The sequence below is a fragment of the Psychrobacter sp. Ps2 genome (assembly GCF_022129405.1).
GTDB lineage: Bacteria > Pseudomonadota > Gammaproteobacteria > Pseudomonadales > Moraxellaceae > Psychrobacter.
On record NZ_JADQAM010000049.1, the window covers coordinates 1 to 17,253 of the forward strand.

The following is a 17,253-nucleotide window of genomic DNA, read 5'->3' on the forward strand; positions in this document are numbered from 1 at the left end:
TTCTCCAATAGCTCAGTTGGTAGAGCAACGGACTGTTAATCCGTGTGTCCCTGGTTCGAGCCCAGGTTGGAGAGCCATATACTAAAAACCTTCATCATAATTTGATGGAGGTTTTTTTATTGCTGCGTCTTTTATATTTACTTCTAATAATATTAGCACGGCTGTGGTGTTCTTTTAGACATTTTTGTTGTATGGTAAGATTAGTTTTGATTGGGTTCGTTTTTGTTTGAGTGCTTCGCTCTTACTCACTAAAAGTAATGGTTTATTATGATACCTGTACGTATAAAAAATAAGTTTTCTGATCATCCGCAAAAAATCATGCGCCCGATTAGTATTCGTTTGTCTGAAGAAATGATTGGCCTATTAGAAACGACGTCATCAGACTTAGGCTTTAAGCGCATTCAAGGGCTTATTCGTCTTTATATTCGTCAGGGCTTGGATCGTGACCATCAGGATTATACGCTCGCCCATGATGAAGTATTCATCGAAACGCTACGTAAGCGCGGCGTTAGCCAGCATATTATTGATGAAGCGATTGTAGTGACTCATAATAACAACATCACTCATCCGCTATCTGAGTTACAAGACAACGATTAAACAATTAATAGTATCGTTGCTAATTAATAGTAACGCTGCTAAATAGTATTAAAATAAAAAAGACCAAGTTTGCTAACGCGAGCTTGGTCTTTTTTGTGGCTGTTATAAAAGTCTAAGCATTACTGATATTTCTCTAACTCTCCTCTTGTTATGCCCTTCTTACATTTAATCTACAGTAAGTATGTTTTTAAGTACTCTGCGATATTTGCGGTTTTAGTTAGCCATAACTAAACACAACAGATGTTTAAACAAGGTATATTAAACATATAGTCGCGACTATTTATAAGGTTTTAACATAATAAAGATCTGTAAGGAGGGGTACGATGACGGGCTTACATCAGCGTTTCAACAAAACTTTGTTTTCAACCATGACGGTAGCAATGCTAGTGATTGCAACTGGCTGCTCATCGCCGCAGACTGATCCAAGTAAAACAACCATACCGACAGATTCAGACCAATGGCAAAAAAAGCTAGGGCAAACTTTTGAGCAATTGTCTGAGGCCGATCAACAAGTACTCAGCCGATATATGCTGCGCATGAAATTGAGCGACGCTTATGAATCAGGAGCCATGCCGCGCACCACTATTAAGCAAGCGCTGATACAACAGCGTGAATACGAGCGGCTGCATCCGAACAACCCAACGGGTAGGAAAAGTCCTATTGTCAAAGGTCAGGCAGCTAATGCTACCGCACAGATGTACCCTGTCGCCCTGCTACCTGTGAAAACCAGTGATAGCGATAGCTTAAATCAAGTCAAAATGCAGTTTATGCTATCTAATCATGGCAAAGGCGCAATAAAAAGTTTTAAAGGGACGCTGACCATGAAGGATGCCAACCTGACAAAGGGCAAAAACTTTAATGTGCCTTTGACAACGTTTGATCCACCTATCGCACCAGAACAGTCTGGCAAGATCATTATTGAAAGTAGCATTGAGGATATCAATGTCATGCGCGCTATCAAAAATGCTAGTGGCATCACTATCGAGATTAATAAAGGCATGCTTATTTTAGTAGACGATCAGATAATCGAATTTGAAAACTCACTGGTGAAGTAGCTGTACAACCTACTATTGAGGATTTTATAAAAGGTACTAATTAATACTTGTATCAATACCATAAAAAAAAGCCCCAATCATTGCTGATTGGGGCTTTTTTGAATTTGGCGGAGACGGAGAGATTCGAACTCTCGAAGGGCTATTAACCCTTGTCGGTTTTCAAGACCGGTGCATTCAACCGCTCTGCCACGTCTCCATTGGTGCATCATTATATAGATATCATTTTATAATGCAAGCCCCTAAACTAAAAAAATTCAATTAATTTTCGAATACTTGTAAATTGGTGCATTATCGCTTGCTTGAGGCCAGATGTAAGCACATATCGAGCAACCTATTGGCATAACCCCATTCATTATCGTACCATGCAAAAACCTTATATTGACCACCTACTTGCATAAGTTGCTGACCATCAATGATTAGCGACTCAGTCTGATGGATAAAGTCACTAGATACCAACGGCTCATCGGTATAAGCCATGATGTCATGCAAATGTGCCTGACTGGCAGATTTAAGTACCTCTCGTACTGTCTCGACATCGACATCTGGCGTATCAAATACAAAGGTGACATCAATCGCAGCCACATCGATAGTGGGCACCCGTATCGAATGACCATTTATTTTGCCGACCATGGCTGGTAGCACCCGTTCTGTCGCAGCGATACTACTGGATGTCGTTGGGATAATATTGTAGCCAGAAGCACGCGCCCGTCTGGGATCTCGATGCGCTTGATCGAGCACCGTCTGATCGGCGGTAACCGCATGAATTTCTGTCATCATAGCGGACTTGACGCCGAACGCTTTATCCAATGTGTCAATCAACGGTACCAATGCCTGCGTGGTACAAGAAACACTAGAGATAATCGGTAGCTCAAGCGTGAGCGCATCTGTATTGACCCCCATAACGATACAAGCATCCACATCATCGAATGGTGCTGCACCAATGATTACTTGCTGTGCGCCTGCATGGATGTGTAGCGTCGCTTGCTCATACGAGCGAAAATGCCCAGTACACTCTAAAACCACATCGACCCCTAGCGACTGCCAAGGTAGGTTTTGTGGATTGGGCTCTGAGAGCATATTAATGCAATAGGTCAGATTGTTTTTGGTGAGACAGAGCTCAGTCTTGCTCATATCACCTGACTCACTCTCTACAATCTCAGCATTGACCCCTAATCGACTGAGGCGGCCATGTGTGCTGTCAAACTTCAATAAATGCAATAAGATATCCGCTGGCGCTAAATCATTAATTGCCACTACATGAATCGCACGGCCCAACACTTCAAAGCGCTCTAACAAAGCACGAAGTACATTGCGCCCTATACGACCAAAACCATTGATAGCCACTCTCAATGGCTGTGAGTGCTCACCAGTGGTACGATACGTCGCCGCTATCGGGTCAGAGGTCAATTGATAAGTAGCGCTCGAAAAATCAGGCATAACATCGGACATAAAGGGTATCGCTATAAATGGGGGTAAAAACTGAGCGTTATCACGTTGAGTGCGCTAATGATTGCTGAATACTAAAAAATAGTAAAATTAAAGCCTATAAAAATAAAGGTAACAAAGTTATAGGCAATAAAATTATAGGCAGCAAAACTATGGGGTGATAAAAATCAATGCGAGGCGAATGGTATTGTAGTCAATGCTTTGCTTGAGATGATCATATATCGGACGCAGCTTGATGCTACCGTCATCATTGAAGTCATTTGGATTATTGGCGACTTTAATGGCGACATAGGCATTACCTACGGCTGTCATCACCTCATCATCTGGACGCAGATGATCGCAGGCAAGACTCGGATCTTGTGATTTTAGCTCACCGATATGGCGCATGATGGTTGATTGTGACAATTGACGTGCTTGTGAAATCTCCGCAATGGTCAAACTCTCCTCCAATAACACTCGGGTTGCACGCAAGGTGCTTTCTGACTTATCAGAGACCTGATTGCCCTGTTTTTGCTTTTTATCTATTTGCGCTTGCTGCTGTTCGCGGCGCTTTTTTTGTAGCGTGGCATAGGCATCAATCACGGATTGACTGAGCGTACCACCTGACTTTAAGACAAACTTCTCATGTGCCTGCTGCATGCTTTCTTCATCGAGCATGGCATAGTTGGCATCAGCTTCGTCAGACAGTACCAAAAATCGCTTGTCTGCGCCGCGTGCTAATGGATCAAGTTGCAAGCTCATGTCATTCATACCCAGCAGCTGCAATCCTGCCAGCGATTTGAGGCGTGACAAGGCCACATAGCCTTGCCCAAGCTCAAAGGTACGCGATAAATCAATCTCAGCCGCGTCAAGGGTCATGCCCTGGGATTTATGGATGGTGATTGCCCATGCTAGACAGAGCGGTACTTGTAAATAACTTGCCAGCACATCGCCCGTTTCATCTTCGATGATCCATTCTTCAGGTTCAGCGATGACTTCACGTCCGGAGTTTAGTCTAACCACAGGCATTTTTTGCGTCGCCGCTTTCTTTGCTTTTGGCTTATCGGCTTCTTTTTTAGCAGCGCTTTTTTTACCCTTGGTCGTCTGTTTATCCGTGGTTTCGTCAGTATCTTCACGGTCCGCATCAATGTTATTTTCGATCAATGCCTCACTGCTGTCTTTACTGTCATCCACTTTGACGGCAGCAAAACCAATCAGCTCACCCATCGTCCCATTAGACACGCCAAGCTCGGCATTGTTTTTGATAAACATGACCTTTGAGCCAACTTTTAGAATCAACTCATCTTGCGTACGTACGGTTTTTTTCAAGGTTTCAACCAGCTTGCTATCGCCAGTGGTCGTCGCCTCAAAGCGCATCATCTCGCCATCTAGAGACGCTAGTTCTTTGTCATTGATTTTATTGACATTGAGATTATGCGTGTAGAGACGGGTACGCTTGATATCGACGCTTTGGTCATGCGTGTTCTCTAAAGCGGCAATCGCCTCAAACGTCACTTCCTGACGACGGATTTGATTGAGAATATCATCTAGATCAAGCCCGCCATTCGCCGCGTCACTGACTTGTCTATGCTGCTCTGACAGATAGCAAATATGGAACTTGGCATCGAGCCACGCCTCAGACATAAAGGCAAATTTTTCACGATTGCTCTCGCCCTTGCTACCGATGGGCGGCAACTGAAAAAAGTCCCCTGCGACAACGACTTGTATACCACCAAAGGCTTTGTTATTTTTGCGGACATGCTTGAGGACTTGGTTGACCAAATTGAGCTGCTTGGCATGTAGCATTGATATCTCATCGATAACCAACACAGCCGTGTCTTTTAGTCTGTCTGCTAAGAACTGCTTGCGTGATAAATTTGTCAAATCTCGATCAGACAGCTCATCCTTGATACCAATACCCGACCAACTATGAATCGTTGTGCCGTTCATGTGTGTGGCAGCAATACCGGTACTGGCAGTCACCGCAACAGGCACACGGCGAGCGCGTAGATAATCAATATATTGATTGAGCGTATAGGTCTTACCTGAGCCTGCTGAGCCCGTTAAAAAGACATTTTGACCTGTTTTTAAGATATCGAGAGCAGAAGATTGACGCATAGATTCAAACCAGCCAGTAATGTGAAAAAAGAGAATAATAAAACCATCATCATAATGGAAAAAAACGCAACATTTGCCTAAAATCACCTAAAATTTGCGGGCTGTGCAACCTTGAGGTATCGACAATAAAATAAACAATTGTCAATAGAATATAGATAAAAAATGCTTTATTTTTTATAAATGCAAAAAATCAATAGCTTATCTTTTAATTTTGTCCGTAAAGTATCTGCTTTGATCATAAATACCAAGCCTATGCATTCTAGGCTTTACAGCAATAAAATCATGGCCATTAAAGCAAACTTCCTGTTATGTGTTAACTCATCAGTCATTATGAAATTTTAGTATGATTATCAGCAGAAGCCGAGTAGTATGAAACGTGTACAGAGAGCAATTGATGTTAATCAATCACAACATCAACTGATATTGTTTTGCGATAACAGATATTAGGATAGATAAAATTGCGCTTGTATTATCCGATAAAACAAACAACACAACAAGGAGTGTTTCATGCTGTATGCAAATCCCAATACGGAAGGTAGCCCTGTTCAGTTCCGCGAAAAATACGATAACTTTATTAATGGCGAGTGGACCGCTCCTATCGATGGAGAGTATTTTGATAACACAAGCCCCATTAATGGCAAAGTGATCTGTCAAGTGGCACGCTCTAAAGAAGCGGATATCGAAAAGGCATTGGATGCCGCTCACGCTGCTAAAGACGCTTGGGGCAAAACTAGCGTGACAGAGCGCTCTAATATTTTGCTTAAGATCGCTGATAGTATGGAAGCCAATCTAGAAGCAATCGCTATTGCTGAGTGCTACGAGAACGGTAAGCCCGTACGCGAGACACTGGCCGCCGATATTCCCTTAGCTATTGATCATTTCCGTTATTTCGCTGGTGCCATTCGTGCGCAAGAAGGCACACTGAGTCAAATCGATAACGATACCGTCGCCTATCACTTTCATGAACCCCTTGGCGTCGTCGGTCAGATCATTCCTTGGAACTTCCCTATCTTAATGGCCGTATGGAAATTGGCGCCAGCGCTTGCTGCAGGTAACTGTATCGTCCTAAAGCCTGCTGAACAAACCCCTGCCTCTATCCTGTTCATGCTTGAGACTATTGGTATCGCTGATATCTTGCCAAAAGGCGTGCTAAACGTCGTCAATGGCTTTGGTGTCGAAGCGGGTAAGCCACTTGCGTCAAATCCGCGCATCAATAAAGTCGCCTTTACAGGTGAGACCACCACAGGTCGCCTGATCATGCAGTACGCTAGTGAAAACATCATCCCTGTCACGCTAGAGCTAGGTGGCAAAAGTCCTAATGTATTCTTCGCCGATATCATGGACGAAGATGATGAGTTCCTAGATAAAGCTATCGAAGGCCTCGTGATGTTTGCGCTTAACAGTGGCGAGATCTGTACTTGTCCATCTCGTGCCCTTGTGCATGAGAGCATCTATGACAAGTTCATTGAGCGTTGTGTCGAACGTGTCAAAGCGATCAAAATGGGTAATCCACTGGATACCGATACCATGATTGGCGCACAAGCCAGCTCCGATCAGTTAGAGAAAATCCTGTCTTACTTGGATATCGGTAAACAAGAAGGTGCTGAGGTTCTTGTCGGTGGTGAACGTGCTCAGCACGATGGCGGTATCAGCGAGGGCTATTATGTGCAGCCGACGATGTTTAAAGGCACGAACGATATGCGTGTGTTCCAAGAGGAGATCTTTGGACCGGTATTGGCAGTGACAACATTTAAGGATGATGAGGAGGCGATGAGTATCGCTAATGATACGCTTTATGGATTGGGCGCAGGCGTCTGGACGCGTAATGTGCATAAAGCTTATCGCTTTGGTCGTGGTATTGAGGCAGGTCGTGTGTGGACCAATTGCTATCATCTGTATCCGGCGCATTCGGCATTCGGTGGTTATAAACAGTCAGGGATTGGCCGCGAGAACCATTTGATGATGCTCAATCATTATCAACAAACCAAAAATATGCTGGTCTCTTACGATCAAAATGCGATGGGCTTCTTTTAGGCCTATCCATAAAGCACCTTGTCATTGGTTGATAAGGTGTATGTAAGATGTTCACAAGACATCTAAATTCAAGAAATACAACAAGGAAGAATAGTATGAGTAATAAGATGAAAGCGGCCGTATTACATGAGTTTAATCAACCATTACAGATCGAAGAGGTTGATATTCCAACGCCAGGCGCTGGTGAGATTGTCGTCAAGATGCAGGCATCAGGTGTCTGTCATACCGACTTACACGCTATCGAAGGTGATTGGCCAGTAAAGCCAAGTCCACCATTTATTCCAGGACATGAAGGTGTTGGCTTGATAACGGCTGTAGGCGAAGGCGTCACGCATGTTAAAGAAGGTGATCGTGTTGGTGTACCTTGGTTGTACTCTGCTTGCGGTCACTGTACCCACTGCTTAGGCGGTTGGGAGACGTTGTGTGAACGTCAACAGAATGCAGGCTATTCAGTTAATGGTAGTTTTTCAGAATATGTTCTGGCCAATGCTAACTATGTCGGAATCATCCCAGAAGGGGTCGACTCGATTGAGATTGCACCTGTTTTATGTGCAGGTGTTACTGTATATAAAGGCCTTAAGATGACCGAAGCTCGTCCGGGTGATTGGGTCGTTATTTCAGGTATCGGTGGTCTTGGTCATATGGCAGTACAGTATGCAATAGCAATGGGACTTAACGTCGCTGCTGTTGATATCGACGATGAGAAACTTGCGTTTGCTAAAAAGCTAGGCGCGACTATCACAGTCAATGCTAGAAACACTGATCCTGGTGAGTATCTAAAAGAAGAAATCGGCGGCGCTCATGGCGTGCTAGTCACAGCGGTATCTTCTACTGCCTTTGATCAGGCAATCAGTATGGTCAGACGTGGTGGTACTGTCGTCTTTAATGGTTTACCAACGGGTGATTTCCCTGTCTCTATCTTTGATACCGTACTCAACGGTATTACTATTCGTGGCTCGATCGTCGGTACGCGTTTAGATTTACAAGAGTCGTTGAACATGGCCGCAGCAGGTAAAGTAAAAGCAACCGTTGCTGCTGAACCACTAGAAAATATCAACGATATTTTTGAGCGCATGCGTCAAGGTAAAATCGAAGGTCGCATTGTGATTGACTACAGTATGTAGTTATAGTTGATTCAGTTTAAAAGAGAGTCAAGGCAACCGAGCGCAGATGTATATGTGATACCTCAAGTGAGGTTAACGCTGTAACTCTTTTATAGAGGATTGACTATATTGCTTGTGAGATTCTGACATTGTCTTAATGCGTCACACATTTAATCACAAACCATCAGTCGTATCGTCTTCATTCACATGCTATAAATGATGTGAGTGAAAACGATACGGCTTTTTATATTCTCATCCAGTATGACACTTATACTTAATAAGACGCTCATAGCTAATGAGACGTTTTCTACAATTACATTCTATATGATAAGGAAATCATCATGAAAGTCAAAGCGACAGAGTCCTGTATAGACTTAATCGAACTACTGAAATCCAAGCACGGTGAGCTGATGTTTCATCAATCTGGTGGCTGCTGTGATGGTAGCTCCCCCATGTGTTATCCGCTAGGTGAGTTTAAGGTAGGCGGCCAAGATGTATTGGTCGGTGAGATTGCTGGTTGTCCATTTTATATGGGCAAGGCGCAGCACAAATTATGGCAAAATACGGATTTGACCATTGATGTGGTTGACGGGCGTGGCGCCAGCTTTTCGCTAGAAATCCCTGAGGGTAAACGCTTTATTGTACGTTCAGAAATTTGCTCAATATAAATGGCTGTTAGAGCAGGCCCTTATTTCGAAATGATGATAAATACTGCTAAATACCCTCAAAAAACCTATCAATAGGCTCCTATTGATAGTCTATCTTCTCTATCTACACGCTCTAGTCATTTTTATTTTATTATTTCGGCAAAATAGTAGATATTGTAAGACGTAAGTTATTTTGAAACGCTCGTTTTTATTAGCATGGATGCTATAAGGAATATAAAATGGAATTTGACAAAGCCTTTGATTATGTCATCGTCGGCGGTGGTTCCGCAGGCTGTGTACTGGCCAGTCGTCTCACCGAAAATCCAGACATCAGTGTCTGCTTATTAGAATATGGCGGCGATGGTAAAGATTTGGCCGTGCGTATCCCTGCTGGTCTGATTCTAATGGTTCCTGGCAAACCACTTAAGCTAAACAACTGGTGCTTCCATACTACCCCGCAAAAACACTTAAATGACCGACGCGGCTTTCAACCACGTGGACAATGCTTGGGCGGCTCATCTGCCATCAATGCCATGATTTATACACGCGGCAGTGCGCTAGACTATGAGCGCTGGGTAGATCAAGGCTGTGTGGGTTGGGGTTTTGACGATGTGCTGCCCTACTTCATCAAAGCTGAAAACAACGTCCATGGCAGTAGCGAGCTGCATGGCGATAGCGGACCGCTGCATGTCAGTGACTTACTCAGTCCACGTGACATCTCAAAGGCCTTTGTAGAAGCCGCCATTGCCAACGGTCTGGATCACAACACAGACTTTAATAGCGATAAGCAAGACGGTGCAGGGCTATATCAAGTCACCCATTTTCATGGTGAGAAACAAGGTCAGCGTTGTTCTGCTGCTGCCGCCTATCTACATCCTGTCCAAAACCGCTCTAACCTAACCGTCATCACTCATGCGCAAGCCAACCGTATCATCATTGAAGACAATCAGGCGACGGGCGTGGTCTACGAAAAAGACGGCGTTGAACATACGGTCATGGCAAACCATGAAGTTCTCCTATCAGGTGGCGCGTTTGGCTCACCCAAAGTACTGATGCTGTCAGGAATTGGCCCCGCAGAGCATTTGCAGGCGCATGGCATTGACGTCGTGGTAGACGCACCTGATGTCGGTGGTAACTTGCAGGATCACCTCGATGTAGTGTTCGATTACGAGGTCAATACGACTGATGTCATCGGTATTGGCATGGCATCGATTGCGACATTGACCAAAAGTATTCAGCAGTGGAGAAAAGATGGTACAGGGCTGCTGTCTACCAATTATGCAGAAGCGGGTGCGTTCTTTAGCGTCGGTGACGATCCAAAGGAGTGGCCAAATACACAGCTGCACTTTGTCATCTCACGCGTGATAGAGCACGGTCGCGATCTCAGACGCGGATTTGCTGTCTCTTGTCACAGTTGCTACTTACGGCCTGAAAGTCGAGGTACTGTCAGATTGGACTCAGCCGACCCTTCCGATGCTGTCTTGATCGATCCAAACTATCTATCACACCCGAAAGACGTAGAGTATATGGTAGCTGGTGCCGAGCGTACTCGAGCCATTATGCAAGAGTCCGCACTCGCTAAGTACATCACTGAAGACTACCCTGCCCCTTACCTCGAAAAAGATGGCATGCTCGGCTATATCCGAAATAAGTCAGATACCATCTATCACCCAGTAGGCACTTGCCGCATGGGCTCAGATGACAGCTCTGTGGTTGATTTGGAGTTGAAGGTACGAGGTGTGAGCGGACTACGAGTTATCGACGCTTCAGTGATGCCAACGCTTATTAGCGCCAATACCAATGCGCCAACTATCATGATTGCCGAAAAAATAGCCGATCTCATTAAGGCGAATCATGGCCCTATTTGATGCTGTATTGGGCAAACTGCTTATAGCTGATTGCTTTAAAGAGACATAACTTTATCATTTCTAATTGTTTACAATTAGTAAAATTGTAACTGGCTAGCAATTTAAAGGTATGTCTCTTTGCTATTGAAAATTAACAAACATAAAGCCATAGAATTTAGTATTTAATATCTTATTGATGCTAAATACGGCAAAACCGTGCACTTTTTATCAAAATTAGTCTATTTATAGCTTGCATTACCACAGATTAAGAGAGTATATTCTAACGACTTGTTTATATTTTTAGTTTCCATCTATATAATTTAAAGTTATAACAACCTTTAATATGTTTTATTTTGTATATATGAAACATTTTATAGATAGATGCTTTAGAGGTCACTAAACGCTTTCTCATCGTATTCATAATCGAGTACGAACATATGGATACATGAGTACCTACCTACCATTACATAGGATGTAATAATGCAAAAATCACTCTTCAAACTTACGATGTTGGCGACGTTTGTCTTAGGTATCAGCGCCTGTAGTGGAGACAACAAAACTACTGACGACTCTGCTGCTAGCTCAGACGCTAAAGCTGCCAAAACATTGCTATATTGCTCAGAAGGTAGCCCTGCTGGATTCGATCCAGCGCAATATACTTCTGGTACGGATTTTGATGCGAGTGCCTTCCCTATTTATAATGGCTTGGTAGAATTCAAAAGAGCGGAAACTGAGATTCAACCAGGACTTGCGGAGAGCTGGGATATTAGCGAAGACGGCAAGACTTATACCTTTAATCTACGCAAAGGGGTTAAGTTCGGTACAACTGACTACTTTACTCCAACTCGCGATTTCAACGCGGATGACATTGTCTTTACGCTAGAACGTATCACTGACCCAGACTTTGAATTTAACAAAGCTTATCCTGCTGAATTCCCATATTCGGTCGGCATGGGGCTACCTGATATTATCTCTAATATCGAAAAGGTTGACGACTATACGGTAAAAATTACCCTTAGCGAAACCAATGCGCCGTTCCTACAGAACCTAGCGATGCCTTTTGCTTATATTGGTTCTGCTGAGTACGCAGATCAATTGCTAGCCTCTGGCAATGCTGCTGATATCAATACTAAGCCAGTCGGTACTGGACCTTTCGTCTTTACCTCATATCAAAAAGACGCGCAAATTCGTTATACCAAAAACCCAGACTATTGGAATAAAGACGACATCTATATCGACAACCTAGTGTTTGTCATCACTAAAGACTCGGCAGTTCGTGCACAGAAAGTGCAAGCTGGCGAATGTCATGTGTCCGCTTATCCAAAACCTGCCGAAATCGAATCTGTCAAAAAATCAGGTAAAGCCACTGTTCTCGATCAGCCTGGCTTCAACGTCGGCTATGTCGGTTATAACGTAGAAAAACCTCAACTGAGCGATCTTAAAGTGCGTCAAGCATTAGATATGGCGATCAACAAAGACGCTATTATCAATGCGGTTTATCAGAGCGAAGGCCTCAAGGCAACCAATCCAATGCCGCCAACGCAGTGGGGCTATGATGAGTCACTTAAAGATGCGCCTTACGACGTCGAAAAAGCAAAAGCACTAATCAAAGAAGCTGGCGCGGATAATCTTTCTATCAATCTATGGTATATGCCAGTTCAGCGTCCGTACAACCCAAATGCCAAGCTAATGGCTGAAATGCTACAAGCAGATTGGGCGAAGATTGGCGTCGATACCAAGCTTGTGACTTATGAGTGGGGCGAGTACCTAAAACGCGCTGCTAAAGGCGAGCCTGATGTCATTCTAGCCGGCTGGACTGGCGATAATGGTGATCCAGACAACTGGCTTGGCTCATTACTGTCTTGTGACGCAGTCGGTGGCAATAACTACTCGCGCTGGTGTAACAAAGACTTCGATAATTTGGTGACCAACGCCCGTCAGATTAACAATCAAGATGAGCGTGTCAGTGAATACGAGCAAGCTCAGCAGATATTCAAAGAGCAGCTTCCTTGGACGACAATGGCGCATTCGGTAGTGACGGTATTCACCGCACCAAATGTGGTCGATTATAAAATCAGCCCACTTGGCTCAATACGCTTCGATGGTGTAAAAGTTGAATAACCTTGACTGATTAATTCCGTTACAACATAAGCAATTTATTCATTTTATTCATTCATATAAGTGCGGCTGGGTCAGATACTCTGCTCCAGCCGCACTTATATGAATGATATGAACAATATGAATTAAGCACTTTGTCACGGATCTCTTCATCATCGCTAATACTCTAATCATTGAACCACAACTATTGAGCAGCCCATGCTACTTTATATTCTGCGTCGTATTGCCATTTTAATACCCGTCTATCTTGGCCTAACGCTATCCACTTTTACTCTGATTCGTCTCGTACCTGGAGATGCGGTAGAGATTATGATGGGCGAGCGTATGGTCGATCCCGAGCTACATGCTCGTGCCTTAGAAAGGCTAGGATTAGACAAACCACTCGTTGCCCAGTATTGGGATTATTTGACTGGCATCCTAACAGGTGATTTTGGTCAGTCCTTTCGTACTCGTACGCCCGTATTACAAGACTTTTTTGCCCACTTTGTTCCTACTTTAGAGTTGGCGTTATGCGCTATTGTCATCGCTAGTGTCATTGGTGTCAGCTTAGGCATCTTTGCTGCCCTGCGCCGTGGTACATGGATTGATTACACCCTAATGTCAGGCGCGTTGGCAGGTTACTCTATGCCCATCTATTTACTAGGTCCCATCCTGACTGGTATCTTCGCTCATTATTTAGGTCTACTGCCCGTCGCTGGTGTGATATCTGTCGCACAGTTTTTAGATGTGCAGCCACTGTATGGCTCATGGTTACTCGGCTCACTAAGCTCGGGAGAACCTGGCGCGTTTTGGAACGTGGTCAAACACTTTATATTGCCCTCTATTGCTCTATCGACCATTCCGTTAGCGATGATTGCACGGATGACACGCTCTGCGATGCTAGAGGTACTAGATGAGGATTACGTGCGTACAGCGCGAGCCAAAGGTTTATCTCCACGCCGAGTGATACTAGTCCACGTAATGCGTAACGCCTTGATTACTGTGGTTACAGTCGTTGGCCTACAGATGGCAACATTGCTCGCAGGTGCCATTATTACCGAGACTATCTTTAGTTGGCCAGGCGTTGGTAATTGGCTACTCGATGGGTTTTTCACTCGTGACTACCCTATTGTACAAAACGGTATTTTATTGGTCGCCACCGCTCTGATTTTGGTTAGTTTATTTATTGATATTTTGTATGGTCTGATCAATCCACGTATTCGCCATACTTCTTAATTCAACATTGATAAATACTCACATTATAAATAGTGATGATTAGCGCTCAAGTGAAGTTTTAGCAATGCTTAGTACTTTTTTATGAATAAGATTCTAAAAAATGTCACTGCGCTAGCCACTATAGGAAATGCTCATGAAGCCTTCTGTTCTCCCCTCTGATGTCAATCTGATGGCAGCCACACCGCCGTCATCTTGGCAGCTATTTTTATCGACGTTCTGCCGAAACAAAGGCGCCGTGATTGGTTTTATCGTACTGGCATTGATGGTTCTAGTTGCCATACTTGCGCCTGCTATTGCCCCTCACGATCCTTACGAGCTGTTCACCGGTCAAGAGCAATTGCCACCTGCCTTTTTAGATGGCGGCAATGCGATGTTTTGGCTAGGCACTGATGATGCAGGCCGAGATACATTGTCTCGAGTGATGTATGGCGCGCGTTATTCATTATTTATCGGTCTAAGCGCAACGACTCTGGCGATGTTGGTTGGTATTTCTTTAGGTCTGAGTGCAGCATTTTGGCCAAAGGTCTGGGGCAAGGCGGTCATGTTGGTCAATGATATCCTGATGTCATATCCGAGCTTGCTATTGGCGATTATCATTGCCGCTATCTTAGGGCCATCTATGACCAATACGATTATTACGATTGCACTGGTCTGTACACCGCCATTTATTCGGCTGACTCGTGCCACAGCAATGGTAGAGCTCCAACGTGAGTACTTTATTGCTTCACAAGTGATGGGCGCTGGCGTGCTCAGATTGTTGTTCATTACTATTTTGCCCAACTGTATGGCACCGCTTATCGTACAGGCAACGATGATTTTCTCGTCTGCTATTTTAGAAGCGGGTGCGATTGGTTTCCTAGGTTTTGGCGTACAGCCACCTGATGCCGAATGGGGCGCGATGCTAGGTACGGCACGTCAATATATTCAAAGTAATGTTTGGCTAGCAATCTGGCCGGGTGTTGCTATTTTCTTGGCTGCACTATCGATTAACCTGACTGGTGATGGCTTACGCGATGCGCTAGATCCTAAATTAAAGCAGGTGACTTAAGATGACTGAACCATTAATTAATACGCCTATCACTCATACGTCTATGAATGGTGCATCAACAAAAGACTCACCATTGTTGTTAGATATTGAGAACCTGTCTGTCACTTTTGGACAAGGAGTGCGTGCCTTTCGCGCAGTCGATGATGTATCGTTAAAGATAACCCAAGGTGAGGTCATCGCTGTCGTGGGTGAATCTGGCTCAGGTAAGTCAGTCACTATGATGGCGCTGATGGGGCTGTTGCCACCTTCTGCGACCGTACGCGCACAACGAGTGGTCTTTGATAATAAAGATATGCTTAGTATGTCAGCCAAAGAGAGACGCGGCATCATTGGCAAAGACATCTCTATGATTTTTCAGAATGCCATGTCTTGCCTAAATCCAAGCTTTACGGTTGAGATGCAGCTAGGTGAAGTGCTACGCAAGCATCTTGGTTTACGAGGCGCAGCAGTACAAACACGCATCTTAGAACTGCTAGAGTTGGTCGAAATGCCCGATGCCAAAAACCGTCTCAAAGTCTATCCGCATCAGCTATCAGGCGGTATGAGTCAACGGGTTATGATTGCGATGGCCATTGCTTGTGAGCCAAAACTGCTTATCGCAGATGAGCCAACCACTGCGCTCGATGTCACGGTACAAGCGCAGATCATGGATTTGCTGAGCCGATTGCAACGCGAAAAACAAATGGCGATGGTATTGATCACCCACGACTTGGGACTGGTCGCACAAAACTCGCGTGATGTCGCGGTCATGTATGCGGGACAAGTGGTAGAAACCAGTACCGTACCGGAGATTTTCCAAAATCCTGCTCATCCTTATACCGAGGCATTACTGCAAGCCATCCCAGAGCTCGCTATCGGTCAAGACCGTCTAAACAGCTTGCCCGGTGTCGTGCCAAGTCAATATGACCGGCCAGCTGGTTGCTTGTTGTCTCCTCGTTGCCCTTATAAAGAGCCTGCTTGCGAAGTACCGCCACCTATTTTAGATACGCCCAATGGCAAGGTGCGCTGTATTGATTCTAATATTACTTCTCGCCCCTCTCACGCTGCTACCCTGGAGTCACAAGTATGAGTAATAAAGTGGTCCTAAAAGCAGACAATCTACACAAGCACTACCCAGTATCACAAGGTCTGGGCAAAGCAAAGGCCTACGTAAAAGCGCTCAATGGCGTCTCATTCGAGCTTGAAGCTGGCAAGACATTGGCCGTAGTTGGTGAGTCAGGCTGCGGAAAATCCACCCTTGCCCGCCAGTTGACACTGATCGAATCGCCTACACATGGTGAGCTATTTATCAACGATGAAGGCACCACAGGCTATAGCAGAAAAGCGCTAAAAGAGCTGCGTACTGAAATTCAAATGGTCTTTCAAAATCCTTATGGTAGCTTGAACCCGCGTCATACCATTGGCTATCAATTGACAGAACCATTGGATATCCATACCAAACTGTCTAAAGAGGAAAAGCGTGACAAAATCAACGAGATGATGAGACATGTCGGTCTACGTCCCGAACACGCTGGTCGTTATCCACATATGTTTTCGGGTGGTCAGCGTCAACGTATTGCCCTCGCCCGCGCCATGATGCTCAATCCTAAAATCGTCGTCGCTGATGAGCCAACTTCCGCACTCGATGTATCAATCCAAGCGCAAGTCTTAAATCTATTTATGGATTTGCAGGATGAGTATCGCACCGCTTACGTCTTTATCTCGCACAATTTATCCGTCGTGCGCCATGTGGCTGATGATGTGATGGTGATGTACTTGGGTCAGGCCGTCGAACACGGCCCCAAAGAAGCGATTTATAATGCGCCAAAGCATCCCTATACCATCGCGTTATTGGCTGCTGCCCCAACGGTAAATGGTCATAAGAATGATTTAACCCTACAAGGTGAGCTACCAAGTCCGCTCAATCCACCAAGTGGTTGCGCCCTACACAAACGCTGCCCCTATGCTAAGCAGCAATGCAGCGAAGTAGAGCCACAACTGCGCGAATGGGATGGTCGATTGGTTGCTTGTTTACGTTTAGAAGAGATATATGGTTAAGATGATTAA

The 17,253-nt window shown here is 44.7% G+C and carries 13 protein-coding genes and 2 tRNA genes; 12 read left to right on the forward strand and 3 right to left on the reverse strand.

Going from position 1 to position 17,253, the window contains the following annotated elements; genetic code table 11:
• Position 1 precedes the first annotated feature (1 nt).
• From I3254_RS05970 to I3254_RS05980, 3 genes are all read left to right on the forward strand, one after another.
• Positions 2-77 (forward strand) — tRNA-Asn (locus I3254_RS05970).
• 190 nt (positions 78-267) lie between these two features.
• A complete protein-coding gene (locus tag I3254_RS05975; protein ID WP_057761113.1) occupies positions 268-597 on the forward strand; it encodes a hypothetical protein in 330 nt (109 codons plus the stop codon).
• Positions 598-920: 323 nt separating this feature from the next.
• On the forward strand, positions 921-1,652 hold the full coding sequence (locus I3254_RS05980) for a hypothetical protein (RefSeq protein WP_238052077.1): 732 nt from the start codon (positions 921-923) through the stop codon (positions 1,650-1,652).
• A 105-nt stretch (positions 1,653-1,757) separates the two neighbouring features.
• On the opposite strand, the gene I3254_RS05985 is transcribed toward I3254_RS05980, so the two are convergent.
• The 3 genes from I3254_RS05985 to I3254_RS05995 all read right to left on the reverse strand — a co-directional run bounded on the left by I3254_RS05985 (position 1,758) and on the right by I3254_RS05995 (position 5,195).
• Positions 1,758-1,848, reverse strand: a tRNA-Ser gene (locus I3254_RS05985).
• A gap of 92 nt (positions 1,849-1,940) precedes the next feature.
• Positions 1,941-3,089, reverse strand: a complete 1,149-nt coding sequence (locus tag I3254_RS05990; RefSeq protein WP_238052179.1) for a type I glyceraldehyde-3-phosphate dehydrogenase — start codon at positions 3,087-3,089, stop codon at positions 1,941-1,943.
• A 159-nt stretch (positions 3,090-3,248) separates the two neighbouring features.
• Positions 3,249-5,195 carry an AAA family ATPase gene (locus I3254_RS05995; protein ID WP_238052078.1) on the reverse strand — a complete coding sequence of 649 codons (1,947 nt, stop codon included), beginning with the start codon at positions 5,193-5,195 and terminating at the stop codon, positions 3,249-3,251.
• Between the two features lie 507 nt (positions 5,196-5,702).
• Here I3254_RS05995 and I3254_RS06000 point away from each other — a divergent pair.
• The 9 genes from I3254_RS06000 (at position 5,703) to I3254_RS06040 (ending at position 17,244) form a co-directional block, all read left to right on the forward strand.
• Positions 5,703-7,229 (forward strand): aldehyde dehydrogenase family protein, encoded by a 1,527-nt coding sequence (locus I3254_RS06000; protein ID WP_238052079.1) that lies wholly within the window; start codon positions 5,703-5,705, stop codon positions 7,227-7,229.
• Between the two features lie 95 nt (positions 7,230-7,324).
• Complete coding sequence (gene adhP / locus I3254_RS06005; RefSeq protein WP_238052080.1) at positions 7,325-8,353, forward strand: alcohol dehydrogenase AdhP; 1,029 nt, start codon at positions 7,325-7,327, stop codon at positions 8,351-8,353.
• Between the two features lie 320 nt (positions 8,354-8,673).
• Entirely contained in the window at positions 8,674-9,000 is a 327-nt protein-coding gene (locus I3254_RS06010) for a DUF779 domain-containing protein (RefSeq protein WP_110923110.1), read from the forward strand.
• Between the two features lie 218 nt (positions 9,001-9,218).
• Positions 9,219-10,847, forward strand: a complete 1,629-nt coding sequence (locus I3254_RS06015) for a GMC family oxidoreductase N-terminal domain-containing protein (RefSeq protein WP_238052081.1) — start codon at positions 9,219-9,221, stop codon at positions 10,845-10,847.
• Between the two features lie 459 nt (positions 10,848-11,306).
• Positions 11,307-12,947, forward strand: a complete 1,641-nt coding sequence (locus tag I3254_RS06020) for an ABC transporter substrate-binding protein (RefSeq protein WP_201548897.1) — start codon at positions 11,307-11,309, stop codon at positions 12,945-12,947.
• A gap of 195 nt (positions 12,948-13,142) precedes the next feature.
• Entirely contained in the window at positions 13,143-14,159 is a 1,017-nt protein-coding gene (locus I3254_RS06025) for an ABC transporter permease subunit (protein ID WP_057761126.1), read from the forward strand.
• 133 nt (positions 14,160-14,292) lie between these two features.
• Positions 14,293-15,207: an ABC transporter permease subunit gene (locus I3254_RS06030; protein ID WP_057761128.1), complete on the forward strand. Its 915-nt coding sequence runs from the start codon at positions 14,293-14,295 to the stop codon at positions 15,205-15,207.
• A 1-nt stretch (position 15,208) separates the two neighbouring features.
• Positions 15,209-16,276 carry an ABC transporter ATP-binding protein gene (locus I3254_RS06035; RefSeq protein WP_238052082.1) on the forward strand — a complete coding sequence of 356 codons (1,068 nt, stop codon included), beginning with the start codon at positions 15,209-15,211 and terminating at the stop codon, positions 16,274-16,276.
• Positions 16,273-17,244: a peptide ABC transporter ATP-binding protein gene (locus I3254_RS06040; protein ID WP_238052083.1), complete on the forward strand. Its 972-nt coding sequence runs from the start codon at positions 16,273-16,275 to the stop codon at positions 17,242-17,244. Before I3254_RS06035 ends, I3254_RS06040 begins: the two co-directional genes overlap by 4 nt.
• The last annotated feature ends 9 nt before the right edge of the window (positions 17,245-17,253 follow it).